We start from the raw sequence: 16,864 nt of genomic DNA on the forward strand, positions 1-16,864 counted from the left end.
GTGAACAACCAGAAGAGCGAGACCGATCAGGTGGCCACGGCCATGACCGAGATGGCCACTACCGTGCTGGAAGTGGCGCGCAACGCCGAGGAAGCCTCGGAAGCCGCCAGCGCTGCGGACCGCGAGGCCGGCGCCGGCGCCCAGGCGGTCAGCGAGGCGGTCGGGCAGATGGACCGCCTGGCCGGCGAGGTGGGCCGCTCCAACGAGGCGGTGCAGCAGCTCAAGCGCGAGAGCGAGAAGATCGGCAGCGTGCTCGACGTGATCAAGGCGGTGGCCGAGCAGACCAACCTGCTGGCCCTCAACGCCGCCATCGAGGCGGCCCGCGCCGGCGACGCCGGGCGCGGCTTCGCCGTGGTCGCCGACGAAGTGCGCGCCCTGGCCCGGCGCACCCAGCAGTCCACCGAAGAGATCGAGGAACTGATCGCCGGCCTGCACAGCGGCACCCAGCAGGCCGTGCAGCGCATGGAGAGCAGCCGCGCGCTCACCGACAACACCCTGGAACTGGCGCGCCGCGCCGGCGAGCGGCTGGAGGCCATCACCCGCACCGTCTCCGGCATCCAGTCGATGAACCAGCAGATCGCCGCCGCCGCCGAACAGCAGAGCGCGGTGGCCGAGGAGATCAACCGCAGCGTGCTCAGCGTGCGCGACATCTCCGAGCAGACCGCCGCCGCCAGCGAGGAGACCGCCGCCTCCAGCGTCGAGCTGGCGCGCCTGGGCACCGAGCTGCAGGGCCTGGTCGGCCGCTTCCGCCTCTGAGCCCTCCCCCTCCGGCCCGCCGTCCTGGCGGGCCTTTGCCGACGTAAGAAAAATTACCAATCTGGCACTGAAGTTTCAGACAGCATCGCCGATAAGCTGTGACGCACACAGATGCGTCCCGAAAAAGTCCCTCGCCTGCACGACAAGAAGAACGACAAAACAGCCTGCATTTCCGGCTTCGGGCCCGTCCCGCGGCCTCGTCTGCCTGGAGTATTCGACATGTACGATTGGCTGGTCCTTCAGCTCGGCCGCATGAACGTCAGCCTCAAGCTCACCGTGGGCTTCGGCATCTGCCTGCTGCTGACCCTGCTGGTGCTGCTCGGCGGCATCCAGGGCCTGAACGAACAGGGCGCCTACAGCGAACGCCTGACGCACATCGGCCAGCTCGACGGCGGCGCCCGCCAGGCGGAACTGGCGCGCCTGCGCTACCAGCTCGAAGGCAGCGCGGAACAGGCCCAGCGCCTGCGCTCGGAACTGGGCGAACTGCAGGCCGGCAGTGAGCGCCTGGCCCGCGACGGCCTCGCCGGGCCCCGCCTCGACGCCCTGCGCCAGGCCCTTGCCGACTACGCCCAGGCCGCCGACGACCTGCTGCGCGCCGACGCACAACAGCGCAGCCAGGCCAACCCCGGCCTCGACAGCCGTGCCGAAGCCCTGTTCCGTGCCAGCGGCGCCCTGTTCGAAGAAGGGCTGCAGCAGCGCGACGCGGCGGCCAGCCAAGCGCAATGGCACCAGGCGCTGACTGCCCTGTTCGCGCTGCTCTTCGGCGCCCTCTCGGTGTGGGCGATCAACCGCCAGATCGTCCGCCCGCTGCACGAATCCCTCGAACTGGCCGAACACATCGCCCAGGGCGATCTGTCCCGCGACCTGGGCGGCGACCTGCACCTGCAGCGCCGCGACGAGTTGGGCCAGTTGCAGCGCACCATGCTGCGCATGCGCGACAGCCTGGGCGAGCTGATCGGCCACATCGGCGGCAGCGTCGGCCAGTTGGCCACCGCCGCCGACGAGCTGTCGGCGGTCACCGAGCAGACCCGCGCCGGCGTCGACAGCCAGCGCCTGGAAACCGAGCAGGTGGCCAGCGCCATCGAGGAAATGGCCGCCACCGTGCAGGAAGTGGCGCGCAACGCCGAGCAGGCTTCCGGCGCCGCCCGCCAGGCCGACGCCCAGGCCCGCGACGGCGAGCAGGTGGTCGGCCAGGCCATCGCCCGCATCGACCAGTTGGCCGCCGAGGTGGAACGCTCCACCCAGGCCATGGCGCGCCTGCGCGGCGACAGCGGGAAGATCGGCAGCGTGCTCGACGTGATCAAGTCGGTGGCCGAGCAGACCAACCTGCTGGCCCTCAACGCCGCCATCGAAGCCGCCCGCGCTGGCGAGGCCGGGCGCGGCTTCGCGGTGGTCGCCGACGAAGTGCGCGCGCTGGCTCAGCGCACCCAGCAGTCCACCGCCGAGATCGAGGCGCTGATCGCCGCCCTGCAGCGCGGCGCCGAGGACGCCGCGCAGTGCATGGACGACAGCCGCGAGCTGACCGGCGACTCGGTCGAGCTGACGCGCCGCGCCGGCGACGCGCTGGCCGCCATCGCCCACAGCGTGGCGCAGATCCAGGACATGAACCTGCAGATCGCCTCCGCCGCCGAACAGCAGAGCAGCGTCGCCGCCGAGATCAGCCGCAGCGTCGGCCAGGTCCGCGACATCGCCGAGCAATCGGCCGCCGCCAGCCAGCAGACCGCCGCCTCGAGCAACGAACTGGCGCGCCTGGGCAGCGACCTGCAGGGCCAGGTCGGGCGCTTCCGCCTGTAACAGGATTGCAGCGGACAGGAAGGCCGCGCATGGGATAGGCTGGGCTCTCGCCCAACCGGAGAGTGACCATGCGCCCGCTGACCATCGACCTCGACGAACTCGCCGTCGCCCTCGACACCAGCGACATAGAGCACTACCTGGACCTGGGCAGCGGCCAGGTGGTGCCGCTGCTGAGCGACTCCCCCGACCCGGACCTGCTGCTCCTGCTGGAGCAGGACCCGGAGCGCCTGCTGCCGATCGAGCCGCTGAGCAGCCGCGAATCCCTGGAACTGATGCGCGACTTCCTCCGCGAAGTCGGCGAACCCCACGCCTACGCCGCCATGGCCTCGGCCCTGGAAGGCCGCAAGCCGTTCAAGGCCTTCCGCCATGTGCTCATGGGCTACCCGGACCTGCTCCAGGCCTGGTACGACTACCAGGCCGAACGCCTACGCGAATGCGCCCTGGACTGGCTGGCCGACCACGACATCCGCCCGGCGGGGCAAGGCGCCGCGTTGTAGGGCGTACAACCGTTCGCGGTTGTACGCCAACCGTGCAGGGACGCTCTTCGTAGGAGCGGACCTTGTCCGCGATAGCCAGAACTATCGGCGCGATTCGCGGATGAGCTCTCCCGCGCCATTCCCCTGTAGGAGCGCGCCCTGCGCGCGAATCGCGGGTAGGGCCCGCTCCTACGAAGAGCACCTCGGCACGACCTGCGAGACAGTTCGCTGGGCTCCACAAACGAAAACGCCGCCCCGAGGGGCGGCGTTTTCGTGGGCCATGGCCTCAACCCTTGGGCTGCGCCTTGGACTGCTTCTGCGCGGTGCTTTCCTGCCAGCCGCCGCCGAGCGCCTTGTACAGGTTCACCTCGCTGGTGAGCTGGTTCAGGCGGTCGGTGATCAGCTGCTGCTGGGCGCTGAACAGCGAGCGCTGGGCGTCGAGCAGGGTCAGGTAGTTGTCCACGCCGGTGCGGTAGCGCTTCTCGGCCAGGCGGTAGTAGTCCTCGCTGGCCTTGACCAGGGCGCGCTGGGCGGTCAGCTGCTCGCCGTAGGTGCCCCGTGCGGCCAGGCCGTCGGCGACTTCCGAGAAGGCGGTCTGGATGGCCTTCTCGTACTGCGCGACGTAGATGTTCTTCTGCACCTTGGCCAGGTCCAGGCTGGCCTTCAGGCTGCCGGCGTTGAAGATCGGCAGGCTGATGGACGGCTTGAACAGCCAGGTGCCGGAACCCGCGTCGAACAGGCCGGACAGGTCCGGGCTCAGGCTGCCGGCGTTGGCGGTCAGGCTGATGCTCGGGAAGAAGGCCGCGCGCGCCGCGCCTATGTTGGCGTTGGCCGCCTTGAGCTGGTGCTCGGCTTCCAGCACGTCCGGGCGCCGCTGCAGCAGGTCCGAGGGCAGGCCCGCCGGCACCTGGGCCAGCACCTGCTGCTCCAGGTCCATGCCTTGCGGCAGGTCGGCCGGCACGCCGGAACCCAGCAGCAGGGTCAGGGCGTTCTGGTCCTGGGCCACCAGGCGGGTGTACTGCGCCAGGGTCGCCCGCGCGCTCTCCACCGAGGTCTGCGCCTGGCGCAGGTCCAGGGCCGAGGCGACGCCGACCTCGTTGCTGCGCTTGGTCAGGTCGTAGGTCTTCTGGTAGGTGGCCAGGGTGTCGCGGGTCAGCTGCAGCTGGGCCTGGTCGGCGCGCAGCGTCAGGTAGGCGTTGGCGACGTTGGCCACCAGCGCGGTCTGGGTGCTGCGGCGCGCCTCTTCGGTCGCCAGGTACTGCTCGAGGGCCTCATCGCGCAGGCTGCGCAGGCGGCCGAACAGGTCCACTTCCCAGGCGGTGACGCCCAGGGTGGCGCCGTACTGGCTGCTGATCATGTCGTTGCCGGTGGTCGACACCCGCTCCGGCAGGCGCTGGCGCGAACCGCTCACGTCGGCGCTCACCGCCGGGAACAGCTCGGCGCGCTGGATGCGGTACTGCGCCTGGTAGGCCTCGACGTTCAGCGCGGCGACGCGCAGGTCGCGGTTGTTGTCCAGGGCCACTTCGACCAGGCGGCGCAGCTGCGGGTCACTGAAGAAGCTCTGCCAGTCGAGGTCGGCGGCGGCGGTCGCGCCGCCGCCCTGGGCGCCGGCATAGGCCGGGCCCTGGGGGTAGGCCTGGGCTACCGGCGCCTCGGGGCGCTGGTAGTCCGGGATCAGCGAACAGCCGGACAGCGCGGCGGTCGCCAGGGCCAGGCTGAGTAAGGACTTTCTCATATCAATGCCCCTTCTCGGTGGTCGCCTGTTCCTTGGACGCCTTGTCCTTGAACAGGGTGCTGACCACCACGTAGAACAACGGCACCCAGAAGATCGCCAGCACGGTCGCGGTGACCATGCCGCCGATCACGCCGGTACCGATGGCGTGCTGGCTGCCGGAGCCGGCGCCGCTGGAAATCGCCAGCGGCACCACGCCGAGGATGAACGCCAGCGAGGTCATGACGATCGGGCGCAGACGCATGCGGCAGGCCTCGATGGCCGCGTCGACGATGTGCTTGCCCTCGCGCTCGTGCAGTTCCTTGGCGAACTCCACGATGAGGATGGCGTTCTTCGCCGACAGGCCGATGGTGGTGAGCAGGCCGACCTTGAAGAACACGTCGTTGGACAGCCCGCGCATCGAGGTGGCCAGCAGCGCACCGATGATCCCCAGGGGCACCACCAGCATCACCGAGAACGGGATCGACCAGCTCTCGTACAGCGCCGCCAGGCAGAGGAACACCACGATGGCCGAGAGCACGAACAGCGAGGTGGTCTGCGAGCCGGCCAGGCGTTCCTCGTAGGACAGGCCGGTCCAGGAGTAGCCGATGCCCTTGGGCAGTTGCTGGACGATCTCTTCCACCGCCGCCATGGCCTCGCCGGTACTGCGGCCCGGGGCCGGCTCACCGAGGATTTCCATGGCCGGCACGCCGTTGTAGCGCGCCAGCTTCGGCGAGCCGTAGGCCCACTTGCCGGTGGCGAAGGCGGTGAAGGGCACCATCTCGCCGCTGCTATTGCGCACGTACCACTTGGCCAGGTCTTCCGGGCTCATGCGCGCACCGGGTTCGCCCTGGGCGTACACCTTCTTCACCCGGCCGCGGTCGATGAAGTCGTTGATGTACTTCGAACCCCAGGCGATGGAGATGGTGCTGTTGATGTCCGCCAGCGAAATGCCCAGCGCACTGGCCTTCTCGTCGTCGATCAGCAGCTGGTACTGCGGCTCGTCGTTCAAGCCGTTGGGGCGCACGCGCTGCAGCACGGGGTTCTGCGCGGCGAGCTGGAGGAACTGGTTGCGCGCCTGCATCAGCGCGTCGTGGCCGACTCCCGCCTGGTCCTGCAGGTAGATGTCGAAGCCGGTGGCGTTGCCCAGCTCCAGCACCGCCGGCGGGGCGAAGGCGAAGACCATCGCGTCCTTGATGCTGAAGAAGTACTGCTGGGCGCGCTGGGCCACGGCGAACACGCTGTTCTCCGAGCCGGGGCGCTCTTCCCAGGGCTTCATCATGATGAAGGCCATGCCCGAGCTCTGGCCGCGGCCGGCGAAGTTGAAGCCGGTCACGGTGAACACCGAGCTGACCGCCTGGCCTTCCTTGTCCAGCAGGTACTCGCGCATGTGGTCGACCACCTTCTGCGTGCGCTCGGCGGTGGAGCCCGGCGGCGTCTGCACCTGGGCGAAGAGCACGCCCTGGTCCTCGTCGGGGAGGAAGGAGGTGGGGATGCGGGTGAACAGCCAGGCCATGCCGATGACGATGACCACGTACAGCAGCAGGTACGGCGAGCGGTGCTTGAGGATCGAGGTCACGCCACGCTCGTAGCCGTGGGTGGTGTCGATGAACTTGCGGTTGAACCAGCCGAAGAAGCCGCGCTTGTGTTCGCCGTGGTCGCCCTTCTCGATGGGCTTGAGCATGGTGGCGCACAGCGCCGGGGTGAGGATCAGCGCCACCAGCACCGACAGGGCCATGGCCGAGACGATGGTGATGGAGAACTGCCGGTAGATCACCCCGGTGGAACCGCCGAAGAAGGCCATCGGCAGGAACACCGCCGAGAGCACCATGGCGATGCCCACCAGCGCGCCCTGGATCTGGCCCATGGACTTGCGCGCCGCTTCCTTGGGCGGCAGGCCTTCCTCGGCCATCACCCGCTCGACGTTCTCCACCACCACGATGGCGTCGTCCACCAACAGGCCGATGGCCAGCACCATGCCGAACATGGTCAGGGTGTTGATCGAGAAGCCGAACGCCGCCAGCACGCCGAAGGTGCCCAGCAGCACCACCGGCACGGCGATGGTCGGGATCAGGGTGGCGCGGAAGTTCTGCAGGAACAGGTACATCACCAGGAACACGAGGAGGATCGCCTCGCCGAGGGTCTTGACCACTTCATGGATGGAAGCGGAGACCACCGGGGTGGTGTCGTACGGGTAGACCACCTTCATGCCCTCGGGCATGAACTCCTGCAGGCGGCCGATGGTGGCGCGGATCGCCTTGGCGGTGTCCAGCGCGTTGGCGCCGGTGGCCAGCTTGATGGCGATACCCGAGGCCGGCTTGCCGTTGAACTGCGCGTTGATGCTGTAGTCCTGGCCGCCGAGGCCCACCTGGGCGACGTCCTTCAGGCGCACCTGGGAGCCGTCGGTGTTGACCTTGAGCAGGATGTCGCCGAACTGCTCGGCAGTCTGCAGGCGGGTCTTGCCGATGATGGTCGCGTTGAGCTGCTGCCCCGGCAAGGCGGGCAGGCCGCCCAGTTGGCCGGAGGAGATCTGCACGTTCTGCGCCTGCACCGCGGTGACGATGTCGTTGGGCGTCAGCTGGTAGCTGTTGAGCTTGGCCGGGTCCAGCCAGATGCGCATGGCGTACTGCGAACCGAACACCTGGAAGTCGCCCACGCCAGCGGTACGCGACAGCGGGTCCTGGATGTTGGAGACGATGTAGTTCGACAGGTCTTCCTTGGTCAGGCTGCCGTCTTCGGAGACGATGCCGACGACCATCAGGAAGTTCTTCACCGCCTTGGTCACGCGGATGCCCTGCTGCTGCACTTCCTGCGGCAGCAGCGGCGTGGCCAGCTGCAGCTTGTTCTGCACCTGGACCTGGGCGATGTCCGGGCTGGTGCCCTGGTCGAAGGTCACGGTGATGGTCATGCTGCCGTCGGCGTTGCTCTCCGAGGAGATGTAGCGCAGATGGTCGAGACCGTTCATCTGCTGCTCGATCACCTGGACCACCGTGTCCTGCACGGTTTCCGCGGAGGCACCCGGGTAGCTGACCTGGATGGCGATCGCCGGCGGGGCGATGGCCGGGTACTGGTTCACCGGCAGCGAGAGGATCGACAACCCGCCCGCCAGCATGATCACCAGGGCTATAACCCAGGCGAAGATAGGCCGGTCAATGAAAAACTTCGACATTGCGAAACCCCTTGGTTAACCCTGGCTGTCCGAGGCGGCGGGCTTGCCGGCCTCAGGCGCGGGGGCGACGTTCTTCGCCGGCACGGCCTTGGCCTTGGCGCCGGGCTGGACGTACTGCAGGCCTTCGGTGATCAGGCGGTCGCCGGGCTTCAGGCCCTCGGTGACCAGCCAGTAGGCGCCGACGGTGCGGTCGGTCTTGATGTTGCGCAGTTCGACCTTGTCGTCGGCGCCCAGCACCAGGGCGGTGGGCTGGCCGCGCAGGTCGCGGGTGACGCCCTGCTGGGGCGCAAGGATGGCCTTGTCCTTCACCCCTTCCTGCAGCACGGCATGCACGAACATGCCCGGCAGCAGCTCATGCCTGGGGTTGGGGAACACCGCGCGGATGGTCACCGAGCCGGTGCCCTGGTCCACCGAGACCTCGGAGAACTCCAGCCTGCCTTCCAGCGGGTAGGCCGAACCGTCCTCGAGGAACAGCTTGACCTTGGCCGCGTTGTCGCCGGCCTTCTGCAGGTTGCCGGCGGCCAGCTCGCGGCGCATGCGCAGCAGCGAAGTGGAGGGCTGGGTGACGTCGACGTAGATGGGGTCCAGTTGCTGCACCGTGGCCATGGCGGTGGCCTGGCCGTTGGTCACCAGCGCGCCCTCGGTCACCGCCGAGCGGCCGATGCGCCCGGAGATGGGCGACAGCACCTTGGTGTAGCGCAGGTTGATCTGCGCCTGGTCGACGGCGGCCTTGGCCTGCAGCGCGGCGGCCTGGGCATCGGCGTACTGCTGCTTGCTCACCGCCTCGTCGGCCACCAGCAGCTTGTAGCGCTCGGCCTGCTGCTGGGTGGACATCAGGTTGGCCTTGGCGCTCTGGTAGGTGGCTTCGTAGGTGGCCGGGTCGATCTGGTACAGCTGCTGGCCTTCCTTGACGTCGCTGCCTTCCTTGAACAGGCGCTTGAGAATGATGCCGTTGACCTGCGGCCGGACTTCGGCCACCCGGAACGCCGTGGTGCGGCCGGGCAGCTCGGTGCTCAGCGGCACCGTCTGGGCCTGCAGGGTCACCACGCCGACCTCGGGGGTCTGCGCCTGCTGCGGGGCCTCGTTCTTGCCGCAACCGGCAAGGGTAGCCATGGCGACGAGCAGGGCCGGAACCAGGGCGCGCTTGGCTGGCGTTCGTTGCATATCGTTGTCCTCGTAAGCGAAAGCATCCGGCACCACGGCGGCAGCCGGGCCGGAAAGGCTGGCAAAATACTTACATTCAGGTTTGTTTGTAAACGACCGAAAGCCTTGTCGGTAACCACCTGAAACGTTTTAGCCCATGGCGGGCGCTTCAGACGATTCCCATTCGGCGTGAGCGGCTTGTCATAAAGTTGATAGCGTCAACTAAAATAAGGAAAATGAATCGGCCGATCAATCGGCTTTACATTCCGTTTACCCCGTCCAGGCCATGACCCGTCCCGTGAATCCCGACCTGCCAGAGAACCTGATGGCGCTCTTCGAGCATCTGCGCAACCAGCTGCAGATGGGCCTGCTCGCCCAGGGCATCGACCTGGCGCCGCCGGACATCCGCCTGCTGGAGCTGATCGCCGAGGCCGAGGGCCTCATCAACCTGCAGGACGTCGGCCGGCAGATGTGCCGCGACAAGGCGCTGATCACCCGCAAGGTCCGCGAGATGGAGAGCCGCGGCCTGGTCCGCCGCGAGCGCAACCCGGGGGACCAGCGCAGCTTCCAGCTGTTCCTCACCGAGGCCGGCAAGGTCGTCCATGCCCAGGCCCAGGCGATTCTCGCATGCACCCATGACAGGCTCTTTGCACCGCTGGATGCCGAGGAGCAGCGCTGCATGGCGCACCTGCTGCAACGCTGCCTGGACGCCCAGGAAGAGCTGCCGCAGTAACGAAAACGCCGGCTTGCGCCGGCGTTTCGCTGCAACCGCGTCTTATTGACGCACACCCTCTACCGACAGCGTCAGCTCGACTTCCTGGGAAGCCGGGCCGAGGTCGCGCTGGATGTTGAAGTCCTTCAGCTTCAGGGTGGTGGTGCCGAGGAAGCCGGCGCGGTAGCCGCCCCACGGATCGTCGCCCTGGCCGACCAGCTCGGCCTTGATGGTGACCGGCTTGGTCACGCCGTTGAGGGTCAGGTTGCCGGTGATCTCGGCGTTCTTGCCGTCGGCCTTGACGCCGGTGGACTCGAAGGTCGCGGTGGGGTTCTTCGAGACGTTGAGGAAGTCGCCGCTGCGCAGGTGCTTGTCACGTTCGGCGTGGTTGGTGTTCACGCTGTTGGTGTTGATGGTCACCTTGACCTTGTCGGCGGCCGGGTTCTTCTCGTCGAAGGTGAAGGCGCCGTCGAAGTCGTCGAAGCGGCCGTACAGCCAGCTGTAGCCCAGGTGCTTGATGCGGAACTCGATGAAGGCGTGCTGGCCTTCCTTGTCGATCTTGTAGTCGGCGGCCATGGCCTGGCCGGCGCTGAACAGGGCGGTACCCAGGGCCAGGGCGGCGAAGGTCTTCTTCAGCATGGTGATCTCCATATGGTGCTAGGTGGGGTCAATCCGTGGAACGGCCGAGCATGCGCGTGAGGGTCGCATCGCGGTCGAGGAAATGGTGTTTGAGCGCCGCCAGGGCGTGCAGTACGGCGAAGACCACCAGGGCCCAGGCCAGGTACAGGTGGATGGCGCCGGCGGTGTCGGCCTGCTCGGGCAGCCCGCTCAGGGTCGCCGGCACGTCGAACCAGCCGAACACGCTGATGGGTTTGCCCTCGGCGGTGGAAATCAGGTAACCGGCGACGATCACCGCGATCAGCAGCCCGTACAGCGCCAGATGGCCGAGCTTGCTGGCCTTGCGCGTCAGCACGCCATGGTTGGCCGGGGCCGGCGGCGGCGGGCTGAGGAAGCGCCAGGCGATGCGCACGATCAGGGCGATGGCCAGCAGGATGCCGATGCTCTTGTGGATTTCCGGGGCGCGGTGATACCAGGTGTCGTAGTAGTCCAGCTCGCGCATCCACAGGCCCAGGCCGAACAGGCCGAAGACCACCAGGGCGCTACCCCAGTGCAGGAAGAGACTGACCAGACCGTAACGGGAGGGCGAATTACGCCATTGCATCGAAAGGTTTCCTGATAAAGCCGGAGCATCAAGACTAGCGGCAAAACGATCGGATAAAAGTGGAAATTACTGCTTTGAAACATCGATTCACAAGATAGCTTCGCTGGCTAACGAGCATTCCAGAGCCTTCTGTGCCTCGTTCGAGATAACACCCCGGGCGCGGGAATTATTCGCCGCCAAAGAAAAAGGGGCGCTGGAAGGCGCCCCTTTTTCACAGGCAGTGGCGGGAACCGCGGCTCAGAACATGTCGGTGAACCAGGAGAACGCGCCCTTCTTCTTGCCCTCGCCCGCGGCCGGCGCCGCCGGCGCTTCGCTGGCCTTGGCCGGCGCGGGGATGCTGACGTTCTTGCCGTCGGCCAGGTCGCGCAGTTGCGCGGCGGCGCGCTTGCCGCTGCGCAGGGCGCCCTCGATGGTGCCCGGGTAGAGCGCGTCGGTGTGCTCGCCGGCGAAGGCGACGCGCGGCAGCGGCTGTTCCCAGGCGCGCCAGAAGCGGCTGATCTGCCCCGGGCCGTAGGCCAGGTAGGAGCCGCCGGTGCTGACATCGGTGCTGTAGCGGCGCATTTCGTAGCCGGAATAGGCGCCGCGCATCTTCGGGTAGTACTTGTTCATGCGGATCAGCACCTGGTCGACCATCTGCCGGTCGCCGAAGGCCTGCAGCACCCGGGCGTTGTCGCCGGAGAGGTTGATCAGCACGTTGGCGCCGCCCTTGAGCGCGGGCTCGACCCAGATCATGCCCAGGCCCTGGTCGCTGTAGATCTCGCCGGACAGGCGCGACTTGTCGTCCCACACCGGGCGCTTGAACTTCAGCAGGATCTGGTCGCGCCAGCCGTAGTTGGTGTTCTTCAGCGCTTCCTGCTGCCTGGTGTTGAGCCCCGGGGTCAGCTGGATCTGGGCCAGGGCGCGCAGCGGCACGGCGAGCACCACGTAGTCGGCGCTGTAGCCGGTGCTGCCGGCCTTGACGGTGACGCCGTCCTTGTCCTGCACGATGGCGCTGACGCGGGCGTTGGTCTTGATGGTCTTCAACTGCTTGACGAAGGCCTGGGCCAGCACCTGGCTGCCGCCCGGCAGGCGCGCGGCGCGCAGGTCGCGGTCATCGACGTTGCGGTACACCCGGCCCTGCTGGGCGAGGTACAGCAGCGACAGGCGCGAGGGCTCGTCATAGTGCGAGCGGATGCGCTGGTTGACCAGCAGGCGCGCGGTCGGCGACAGGTTCAGCTTGTCCAGCCAGCGGGCGACGTTGAGCTGGTCGAGGGCGAACAGAGTCTTGTTGGCCAGCGGGTCGAGCGGGTCGTCGATGGACGCCGAGAGATCGTTCAGCGACTTCTCGAAGCGCTCCAGGTCGGCGGCCACGGCGGGCATCTTCTGCTTCAGGTCGGCGGAGCTGTAGTAGACGCCGTCGATCAGGTAGCTGGGGGTACGCACGAATTCCGGCGCCGGCACCGCTTTCAGCTTGAGGGTGTCCAGGTAGCCGTTGAGGGTCGGCTGGGCCTTGGCGTTGCCCAGCCATTCGCTGGTGGCCAGGCCCGAGCGCCCGCCGATCTGCGGCTTGGCCTCCAGCAGGGTGACCTGCCAGCCCGACTGCTGCAGTTCATAGGCGGCGCTGAGGCCGGCCAGCCCGCCGCCGACCACGATCGCGGTCGGCTGTTTGTCCTTGCCCAGCGCGAACGCGCTGAACGCCGCCAGCGCCAGCAGCGAGGCCGCGCGCAGCCATCGAATCTTCATCGTGCATCCCCCAACATGGTGCGAAGGCGCGCAGCATACGCCAGCGCCCAGTGGCCGGCCAGATGCCACCCTCTGCCGTGTGTCGCGGCGCGCGCCTTGTCCGTCCATGTCCCATTGCATAGGCTTGCCCGACGACTTCAAGAGGAGACCTTCCATGGGCCTGAACGCCGAGTGGATGCAGCGCGACCTGGAGGTGCTCTGGCACCCCTGCACCCAGATGAAAGACCACGAGCGCCTGCCGGTCATCCCCATCCGCCGCGGCAAGGGCGTGTGGCTGGAAGACTTCGAGGGCAAGCGCTACCTGGACGCGGTCAGCTCCTGGTGGGTGAACGTCTTCGGCCACGCCAACCCGCGCATCAACCAGCGCATCAAGGACCAGGTCGACCAGTTGGAGCACGTGATCCTCGCCGGCTTCACCCATGCGCCTGTGGTCGAGCTGTCCGAGCGCCTGGTGCGCCTCACGCCCGAGGGCCTGTCGCGGGTGTTCTACGCCGACAACGGCTCCTCGGGCATCGAGGTGGCGCTGAAGATGAGCTACCACTACTGGCAGAACTGCGGCCAGCCGGCGAAGAAGCGCTTCGTCACCCTGACCAACAGCTACCACGGCGAAACCGTGGCGGCGATGTCGGTGGGCGACGTGGCGCTGTTCACCGAGACCTACAAGTCGCTGCTGCTGGACACCCTCAAGGTGCCCAGCCCGGACTGCTACCTGCGCGCCGAGGGCGAGACCTGGGAGGCCCATTCGCGGGCCATGTTCGAGCATATGGAGCGCACCCTGGAGCAGCACCATCGGGAAGTCGCCGCGGTCATCGTCGAACCGCTGATCCAGGGCGCCGGCGGCATGCGCATGTACCACCCGGTGTACCTCGAGCTGCTGCGCGAGGCCTGCGACCGCTACGGCGTGCACCTGATCCATGACGAGATCGCCGTCGGCTTCGGCCGCACCGGCAGCATGTTCGCCTGCGAGCAGGCCGGCATCACCCCGGACTTCCTGGTGCTGTCCAAGGCGTTGACCGGCGGCTATCTGCCGATGGCCGCGGTGCTGACCACCGACAAGGTCTACCAGGCCTTCTACGACGACTACGCCACCCTGCGCGCCTTCCTGCATTCGCACACCTACACCGGCAACCCGCTGGCCTGCACCGCGGCCCTGGCGACCCTCGACATCTTCGAGCAGGACAACGTGATCGAGGCCAACAAGGCCCTGGCCGCGCGCATGGCCTCGGCTACCGCGCACCTGGCCGACCATCCTCACGTAGCCGAGGTCCGCCAGACCGGCATGGCCCTGGCCATCGAGATGGTCCAGGACAAGACCAGCCGCGCAGCCTACCCCTGGCAGGAGCGCCGCGGCCTGAAGGTCTACCAGCACGCCCTGGAACGCGGCGCCATGCTGCGCCCGCTGGGCAACGTGGTGTACTTCCTGCCGCCCTACGTGATCACCCCGGAGGAAATCGACTTCCTCGCCGAAGTGGCCAGCGAAGGCATCGACATCGCCTGCCGGGACTCGGTGAGCGTGGCGGTCAGCGGGCTGTATCCGGATCATCGGGATCCGGGCTAGCGGCTGAGAGCCGAGAAGAGCGCTGGAGGCCGAAGGCTGGACGAAATGCAAAGCGGGCTGCACCATGCCGCTCTTCGTTCAGCCTCCAGCCTTCAGCGGCTTTGTTTCCTATGCGCCTTTCCCGCTTCTTCATCGACGCCCCCCTCTCCCTCGGCCAGCACGAGCTGCCCGAGGCCCAGGCCCATTACATCGGCCGCGTGCTGCGGCATGCCGCCGGCGATGCCGTGCAGTTGTTCGACGGTTCCGGCCAGGAATTCCTCGGCGAACTGGTGGAGGTGGGCAAAAAGAACGTGCGCGTGGAGCTGCGCGAAAGCTTCGCCGGCCTGGCCGAGTCGCCGCTGCGCCTGCACCTGGGCCAGGGCCTGTCGCGCGGCGAGCGCATGGACTGGGCGATCCAGAAGGCCACCGAACTGGGCGCCGCGCGGATCACCCCGATCGTCAGCGAACGCTGCGAAGTGCGCCTGAAGGACGAACGCGCCGACAAGCGCACCGCCCACTGGCGCCAGATCGCCATCAGCGCCTGTGAGCAATGCGGCCGCTCGGTGCTGCCGCAGATAGACGCGCCCATCAGCCTCGCCGAATGGCTGCAGGCCACCGAAGCGGACCTCAAGCTGGTCCTGCACCCGGTGGCCGAGCCCCTGGCCAGCCACGCCCGCCCGGGCAGCCTGGCCTTCCTCATCGGCCCGGAAGGCGGCCTGAGCGACGCCGAGGTGGAACAGGCCAGGGCCGCCGGCTTCCACGCCGCCCGCCTGGGCCCGCGGGTGCTGCGCACCGAGACCGCGCCGGTGGTGGCACTGAGCGTGGCGCAGCAGCTGTGGGGCGATTTCTGAGGTAACCGCCGGAACCTTCGGCTATCACGGCCAAGGTCCTGCGACCGTGCCTCCCCGGCCCCATCGTGGCGGGCCATGCCCGCGGTTCGCGCGCAGGGCGCGCTCCTACAGGGGAACGCCGCGGTTGGCGCAGCGTAGGAGCGGACTCCGTCCGCGATATCCCGGAACCGGCCCGTCGGCCGGATCGCGGATGGATCCGCTCCTACAGGTGGGTTCGAAGCCCCGTAGGATGGGTTGAGCGAAGCGATACCCATCGCCGTAGCGATTGGCGCGCCAGACGCGCGCCCTCAAAGCCCGCGTAGCGCCAGGCCGGCCAGGCCGAGCAGCAGCAGGCCGCAGCCGGCGTAGCTGACGCGGTGCCAGAACAGCGAGGTGTTGCGCCGCAGCCAGTCCACCAGGCCGGCGCAGAGGAAGCACCAGATCAGCGACGAGAGCATGAAACCGGCGAAGAACACCAGCGACTGCGCCTGGCTCGGGGCGCCTTCGACGATGCCGGCCAGGGCGCTGCCCAGCGCGCCCCAGTAGACCACGTTCTTCGGGTTGGACAGCGAGATGGCCGCCCCGGAGGCGAAGGCGTTGCCGGCGCTGGTGGCCGCCTCCAGGTCGTCCAGCGGCGGGCGCCAGGCGTCGCGCAGGCCCTGGATGCCGAGCCAGGCCAGGTAGCCGGCGCAGGCCAGGGTCAGCGGCACGCGCACCTGCTCGTGGGCCAGCAGCAGGGCCAGGCCGGTCAGCCCCAGCAGCGCCCAGACCGCATCGCCTATCAACGAACCCAACTGCACCAGCAACGCCGGGCGGAAGCCGCCGGTCAGGCCACGGCGCAGGGTTTCGCTGAACACCGCCCCCGGCGAGATGTTGAAGGCGAAGCCGAACAGCAGGGCGGCAAGGAAGATGGCGAGCATGGGGCGGAACTCCGGAAAGCGGGAATGCGCCTATTCTCCCCAGGCGATGGCGGAAAAACTTGAACCGGATTGCGCCGCTTCAGCCGCGCAGCGTGCGCTGGTAGCGGCCGGGGCTGATGCCGTAGGCGCTGCGGAAGTGGCGGGTCAGGTGGCTCTGGTCGGCGAAGCCCAGGGCATGGGCGGCATCGCCCACGGCGACGCCTGCCCGCAGCAGCGCCAGTGCGCGCCGGGTGCGCAGTTGCATGGCCCACTGCCGCGGGCTCATCCCGGTGTGCTGCTTGAAGGCCCGCAGCAGGTGGAACCTGGAGACCTGCACCTGCTGCGCCATGGCCTCCAGGCTCAGCGGTTCGGCGAGGTTGGCGGCGAGCAGTTCCTGCAGGCGCTCCACCGGACGCCGGCCCAAGGCCGCCGTCTGCGGCGGCCGGGTGCCCGCGTGCCGCGCCAGCTCGGCCAGCACCAGGGTCAGGCGCTCCTCGCCGCGCTCGCGCAGGAAGGTATCGCCGGAAAGGGCCAGCTCCACCGCCCGGGCCAGTTCCCCAGCCAGTTGTGGATGCGTCAGCAGCGGCCGTTCGAAGGCCAGGCGCCGCAGGCCCAGGCTCTCGGCCAGCACGGCTTCCGGCAGGTAGAGGCTGACGAAGCGCCAGGGCTGGCCGTCGGCGGCGCCGCCACCCTGGATCTGCCCCGGGTTGTAGAGAGTGATGTCGCCGGCGCCGGCCTGGAAGCTGCGGCCGTCCAGCCAGATGTCCTCGCTGCCGCAGAGGTTGGCGCTGATGACGAATTCGTCGTGGCTGTGCTTGTCGAAGCGGTGCCCGCTCAGCGCCGCGCTGGCCACTTCGCAGCCATCGCCCAGCCAAGCGTGACGCAGCGCCATG

General features: G+C 68.2%; 14 protein-coding genes. 6 read left to right on the plus strand and 8 right to left on the minus strand.

All coding sequences use genetic code 11. The annotated features are described in order from the left end of the window. Window positions 1-51 precede the first annotated feature (51 nt). The 3 genes from IG194_RS33295 to IG194_RS10835 all read left to right on the plus strand — a co-directional run bounded on the left by IG194_RS33295 (window position 52) and on the right by IG194_RS10835 (window position 3,047). A complete protein-coding gene (locus IG194_RS33295) occupies window positions 52-756 on the plus strand; it encodes a methyl-accepting chemotaxis protein (protein WP_412536070.1) in 705 nt (234 codons plus the stop codon). Window positions 757-975: 219 nt separating this feature from the next. Then, window positions 976-2,550, plus strand: coding sequence for a methyl-accepting chemotaxis protein (locus IG194_RS10830; protein ID WP_058487687.1), 1,575 nt, complete (start codon window positions 976-978; stop codon window positions 2,548-2,550). A gap of 68 nt (window positions 2,551-2,618) precedes the next feature. Beyond that, window positions 2,619-3,047 (plus strand): UPF0158 family protein, encoded by a 429-nt coding sequence (locus IG194_RS10835; RefSeq protein WP_009615389.1) that lies wholly within the window; start codon window positions 2,619-2,621, stop codon window positions 3,045-3,047. 265 nt (window positions 3,048-3,312) lie between these two features. Here IG194_RS10835 and IG194_RS10840 read toward each other — a convergent pair whose 3' ends face one another. From IG194_RS10840 to mexA, 3 genes are read right to left on the minus strand one after another with little or no spacing between them, the layout of a single operon-like run. Beyond that, window positions 3,313-4,761, minus strand: a complete 1,449-nt coding sequence (locus tag IG194_RS10840) for an AdeC/AdeK/OprM family multidrug efflux complex outer membrane factor (protein ID WP_043315850.1) — start codon at window positions 4,759-4,761, stop codon at window positions 3,313-3,315. A gap of 1 nt (window position 4,762) precedes the next feature. Then, complete coding sequence (locus IG194_RS10845; protein WP_043315852.1) at window positions 4,763-7,906, minus strand: efflux RND transporter permease subunit; 3,144 nt, start codon at window positions 7,904-7,906, stop codon at window positions 4,763-4,765. Between the two features lie 15 nt (window positions 7,907-7,921). Then, window positions 7,922-9,070, minus strand: a complete 1,149-nt coding sequence (mexA, locus tag IG194_RS10850; RefSeq protein WP_009615280.1) for a multidrug efflux RND transporter periplasmic adaptor subunit MexA — start codon at window positions 9,068-9,070, stop codon at window positions 7,922-7,924. A 265-nt stretch (window positions 9,071-9,335) separates the two neighbouring features. On the opposite strand from mexA, the gene IG194_RS10855 reads away from it, so the two are divergent. Then, a complete protein-coding gene (locus tag IG194_RS10855; RefSeq protein ID WP_009615279.1) occupies window positions 9,336-9,782 on the plus strand; it encodes a MarR family transcriptional regulator in 447 nt (148 codons plus the stop codon). 42 nt (window positions 9,783-9,824) lie between these two features. Here the strand turns inward: IG194_RS10855 and IG194_RS10860 are convergent, their stop codons facing one another. The 3 genes from IG194_RS10860 to IG194_RS10870 all read right to left on the minus strand — a co-directional run bounded on the left by IG194_RS10860 (window position 9,825) and on the right by IG194_RS10870 (window position 12,705). Further along, on the minus strand, window positions 9,825-10,400 hold the full coding sequence (locus tag IG194_RS10860; protein WP_009615277.1) for a YceI family protein: 576 nt from the start codon (window positions 10,398-10,400) through the stop codon (window positions 9,825-9,827). Window positions 10,401-10,428: 28 nt separating this feature from the next. After that, entirely contained in the window at window positions 10,429-10,983 is a 555-nt protein-coding gene (locus IG194_RS10865) for a cytochrome b (RefSeq protein WP_058487688.1), read from the minus strand. A 237-nt stretch (window positions 10,984-11,220) separates the two neighbouring features. Further along, complete coding sequence (locus tag IG194_RS10870; RefSeq protein WP_058487689.1) at window positions 11,221-12,705, minus strand: flavin monoamine oxidase family protein; 1,485 nt, start codon at window positions 12,703-12,705, stop codon at window positions 11,221-11,223. Between the two features lie 154 nt (window positions 12,706-12,859). Here IG194_RS10870 and IG194_RS10875 point away from each other — a divergent pair, with 154 nt between their 5' ends. Continuing rightward, window positions 12,860-14,263 (plus strand): adenosylmethionine--8-amino-7-oxononanoate transaminase, encoded by a 1,404-nt coding sequence (locus tag IG194_RS10875; RefSeq protein ID WP_058487690.1) that lies wholly within the window; start codon window positions 12,860-12,862, stop codon window positions 14,261-14,263. Window positions 14,264-14,373: 110 nt separating this feature from the next. Continuing rightward, the gene (locus IG194_RS10880; protein WP_009615268.1) at window positions 14,374-15,093 is read left to right on the plus strand and encodes a 16S rRNA (uracil(1498)-N(3))-methyltransferase; all 720 of its coding nucleotides are present in this window, start codon (window positions 14,374-14,376) and stop codon (window positions 15,091-15,093) included. 287 nt (window positions 15,094-15,380) lie between these two features. Here the strand turns inward: IG194_RS10880 and IG194_RS10885 are convergent, their stop codons facing one another. Further along, a complete protein-coding gene (locus IG194_RS10885; RefSeq protein ID WP_043269477.1) occupies window positions 15,381-15,992 on the minus strand; it encodes a LysE family translocator in 612 nt (203 codons plus the stop codon). Between the two features lie 79 nt (window positions 15,993-16,071). Beyond that, window positions 16,072-16,863, minus strand: coding sequence for an AraC family transcriptional regulator (locus tag IG194_RS10890; RefSeq protein ID WP_058072685.1), 792 nt, complete (start codon window positions 16,861-16,863; stop codon window positions 16,072-16,074). Between the last annotated feature and the right edge of the window lies 1 nt (window position 16,864).

Source organism: Pseudomonas sp. ADPe, assembly GCF_014843515.1.
In the GTDB taxonomy this organism is placed as follows: Bacteria; Pseudomonadota; Gammaproteobacteria; order Pseudomonadales; family Pseudomonadaceae; genus Pseudomonas; species Pseudomonas citronellolis.

Bases quoted from the DNA above. Each gene is read 5' to 3' on its own strand.
- IG194_RS10835 (WP_009615389.1), top strand. From the start codon at position 2,619: ATGCGCCCGCTGACCATCGACCTCGACGAACTCGCCGTCGCCCTCGAC.
- IG194_RS10870 (WP_058487689.1), bottom strand. From the start codon at position 12,705: ATGAAGATTCGATGGCTGCGCGCGGCCTCGCTGCTGGCGCTGGCGGCG.
- IG194_RS10875 (WP_058487690.1), top strand. From the start codon at position 12,860: ATGGGCCTGAACGCCGAGTGGATGCAGCGCGACCTGGAGGTGCTCTGG.
- IG194_RS10885 (WP_043269477.1), bottom strand. From the start codon at position 15,992: ATGCTCGCCATCTTCCTTGCCGCCCTGCTGTTCGGCTTCGCCTTCAAC.
- IG194_RS10860 (WP_009615277.1), bottom strand. From the start codon at position 10,400: ATGCTGAAGAAGACCTTCGCCGCCCTGGCCCTGGGTACCGCCCTGTTC.
- IG194_RS10830 (WP_058487687.1), top strand. From the start codon at position 976: ATGTACGATTGGCTGGTCCTTCAGCTCGGCCGCATGAACGTCAGCCTC.
- IG194_RS10855 (WP_009615279.1), top strand. From the start codon at position 9,336: ATGACCCGTCCCGTGAATCCCGACCTGCCAGAGAACCTGATGGCGCTC.
- IG194_RS10880 (WP_009615268.1), top strand. From the start codon at position 14,374: ATGCGCCTTTCCCGCTTCTTCATCGACGCCCCCCTCTCCCTCGGCCAG.
- IG194_RS33295 (WP_412536070.1), top strand. From the start codon at position 52: ATGGCCACTACCGTGCTGGAAGTGGCGCGCAACGCCGAGGAAGCCTCG.
- IG194_RS10890 (WP_058072685.1), bottom strand. From the start codon at position 16,863: ATGGCGCTGCGTCACGCTTGGCTGGGCGATGGCTGCGAAGTGGCCAGC.
- IG194_RS10845 (WP_043315852.1), bottom strand. From the start codon at position 7,906: ATGTCGAAGTTTTTCATTGACCGGCCTATCTTCGCCTGGGTTATAGCC.
- IG194_RS10865 (WP_058487688.1), bottom strand. From the start codon at position 10,983: ATGCAATGGCGTAATTCGCCCTCCCGTTACGGTCTGGTCAGTCTCTTC.
- mexA (WP_009615280.1), bottom strand. From the start codon at position 9,070: ATGCAACGAACGCCAGCCAAGCGCGCCCTGGTTCCGGCCCTGCTCGTC.
- IG194_RS10840 (WP_043315850.1), bottom strand. From the start codon at position 4,761: ATGAGAAAGTCCTTACTCAGCCTGGCCCTGGCGACCGCCGCGCTGTCC.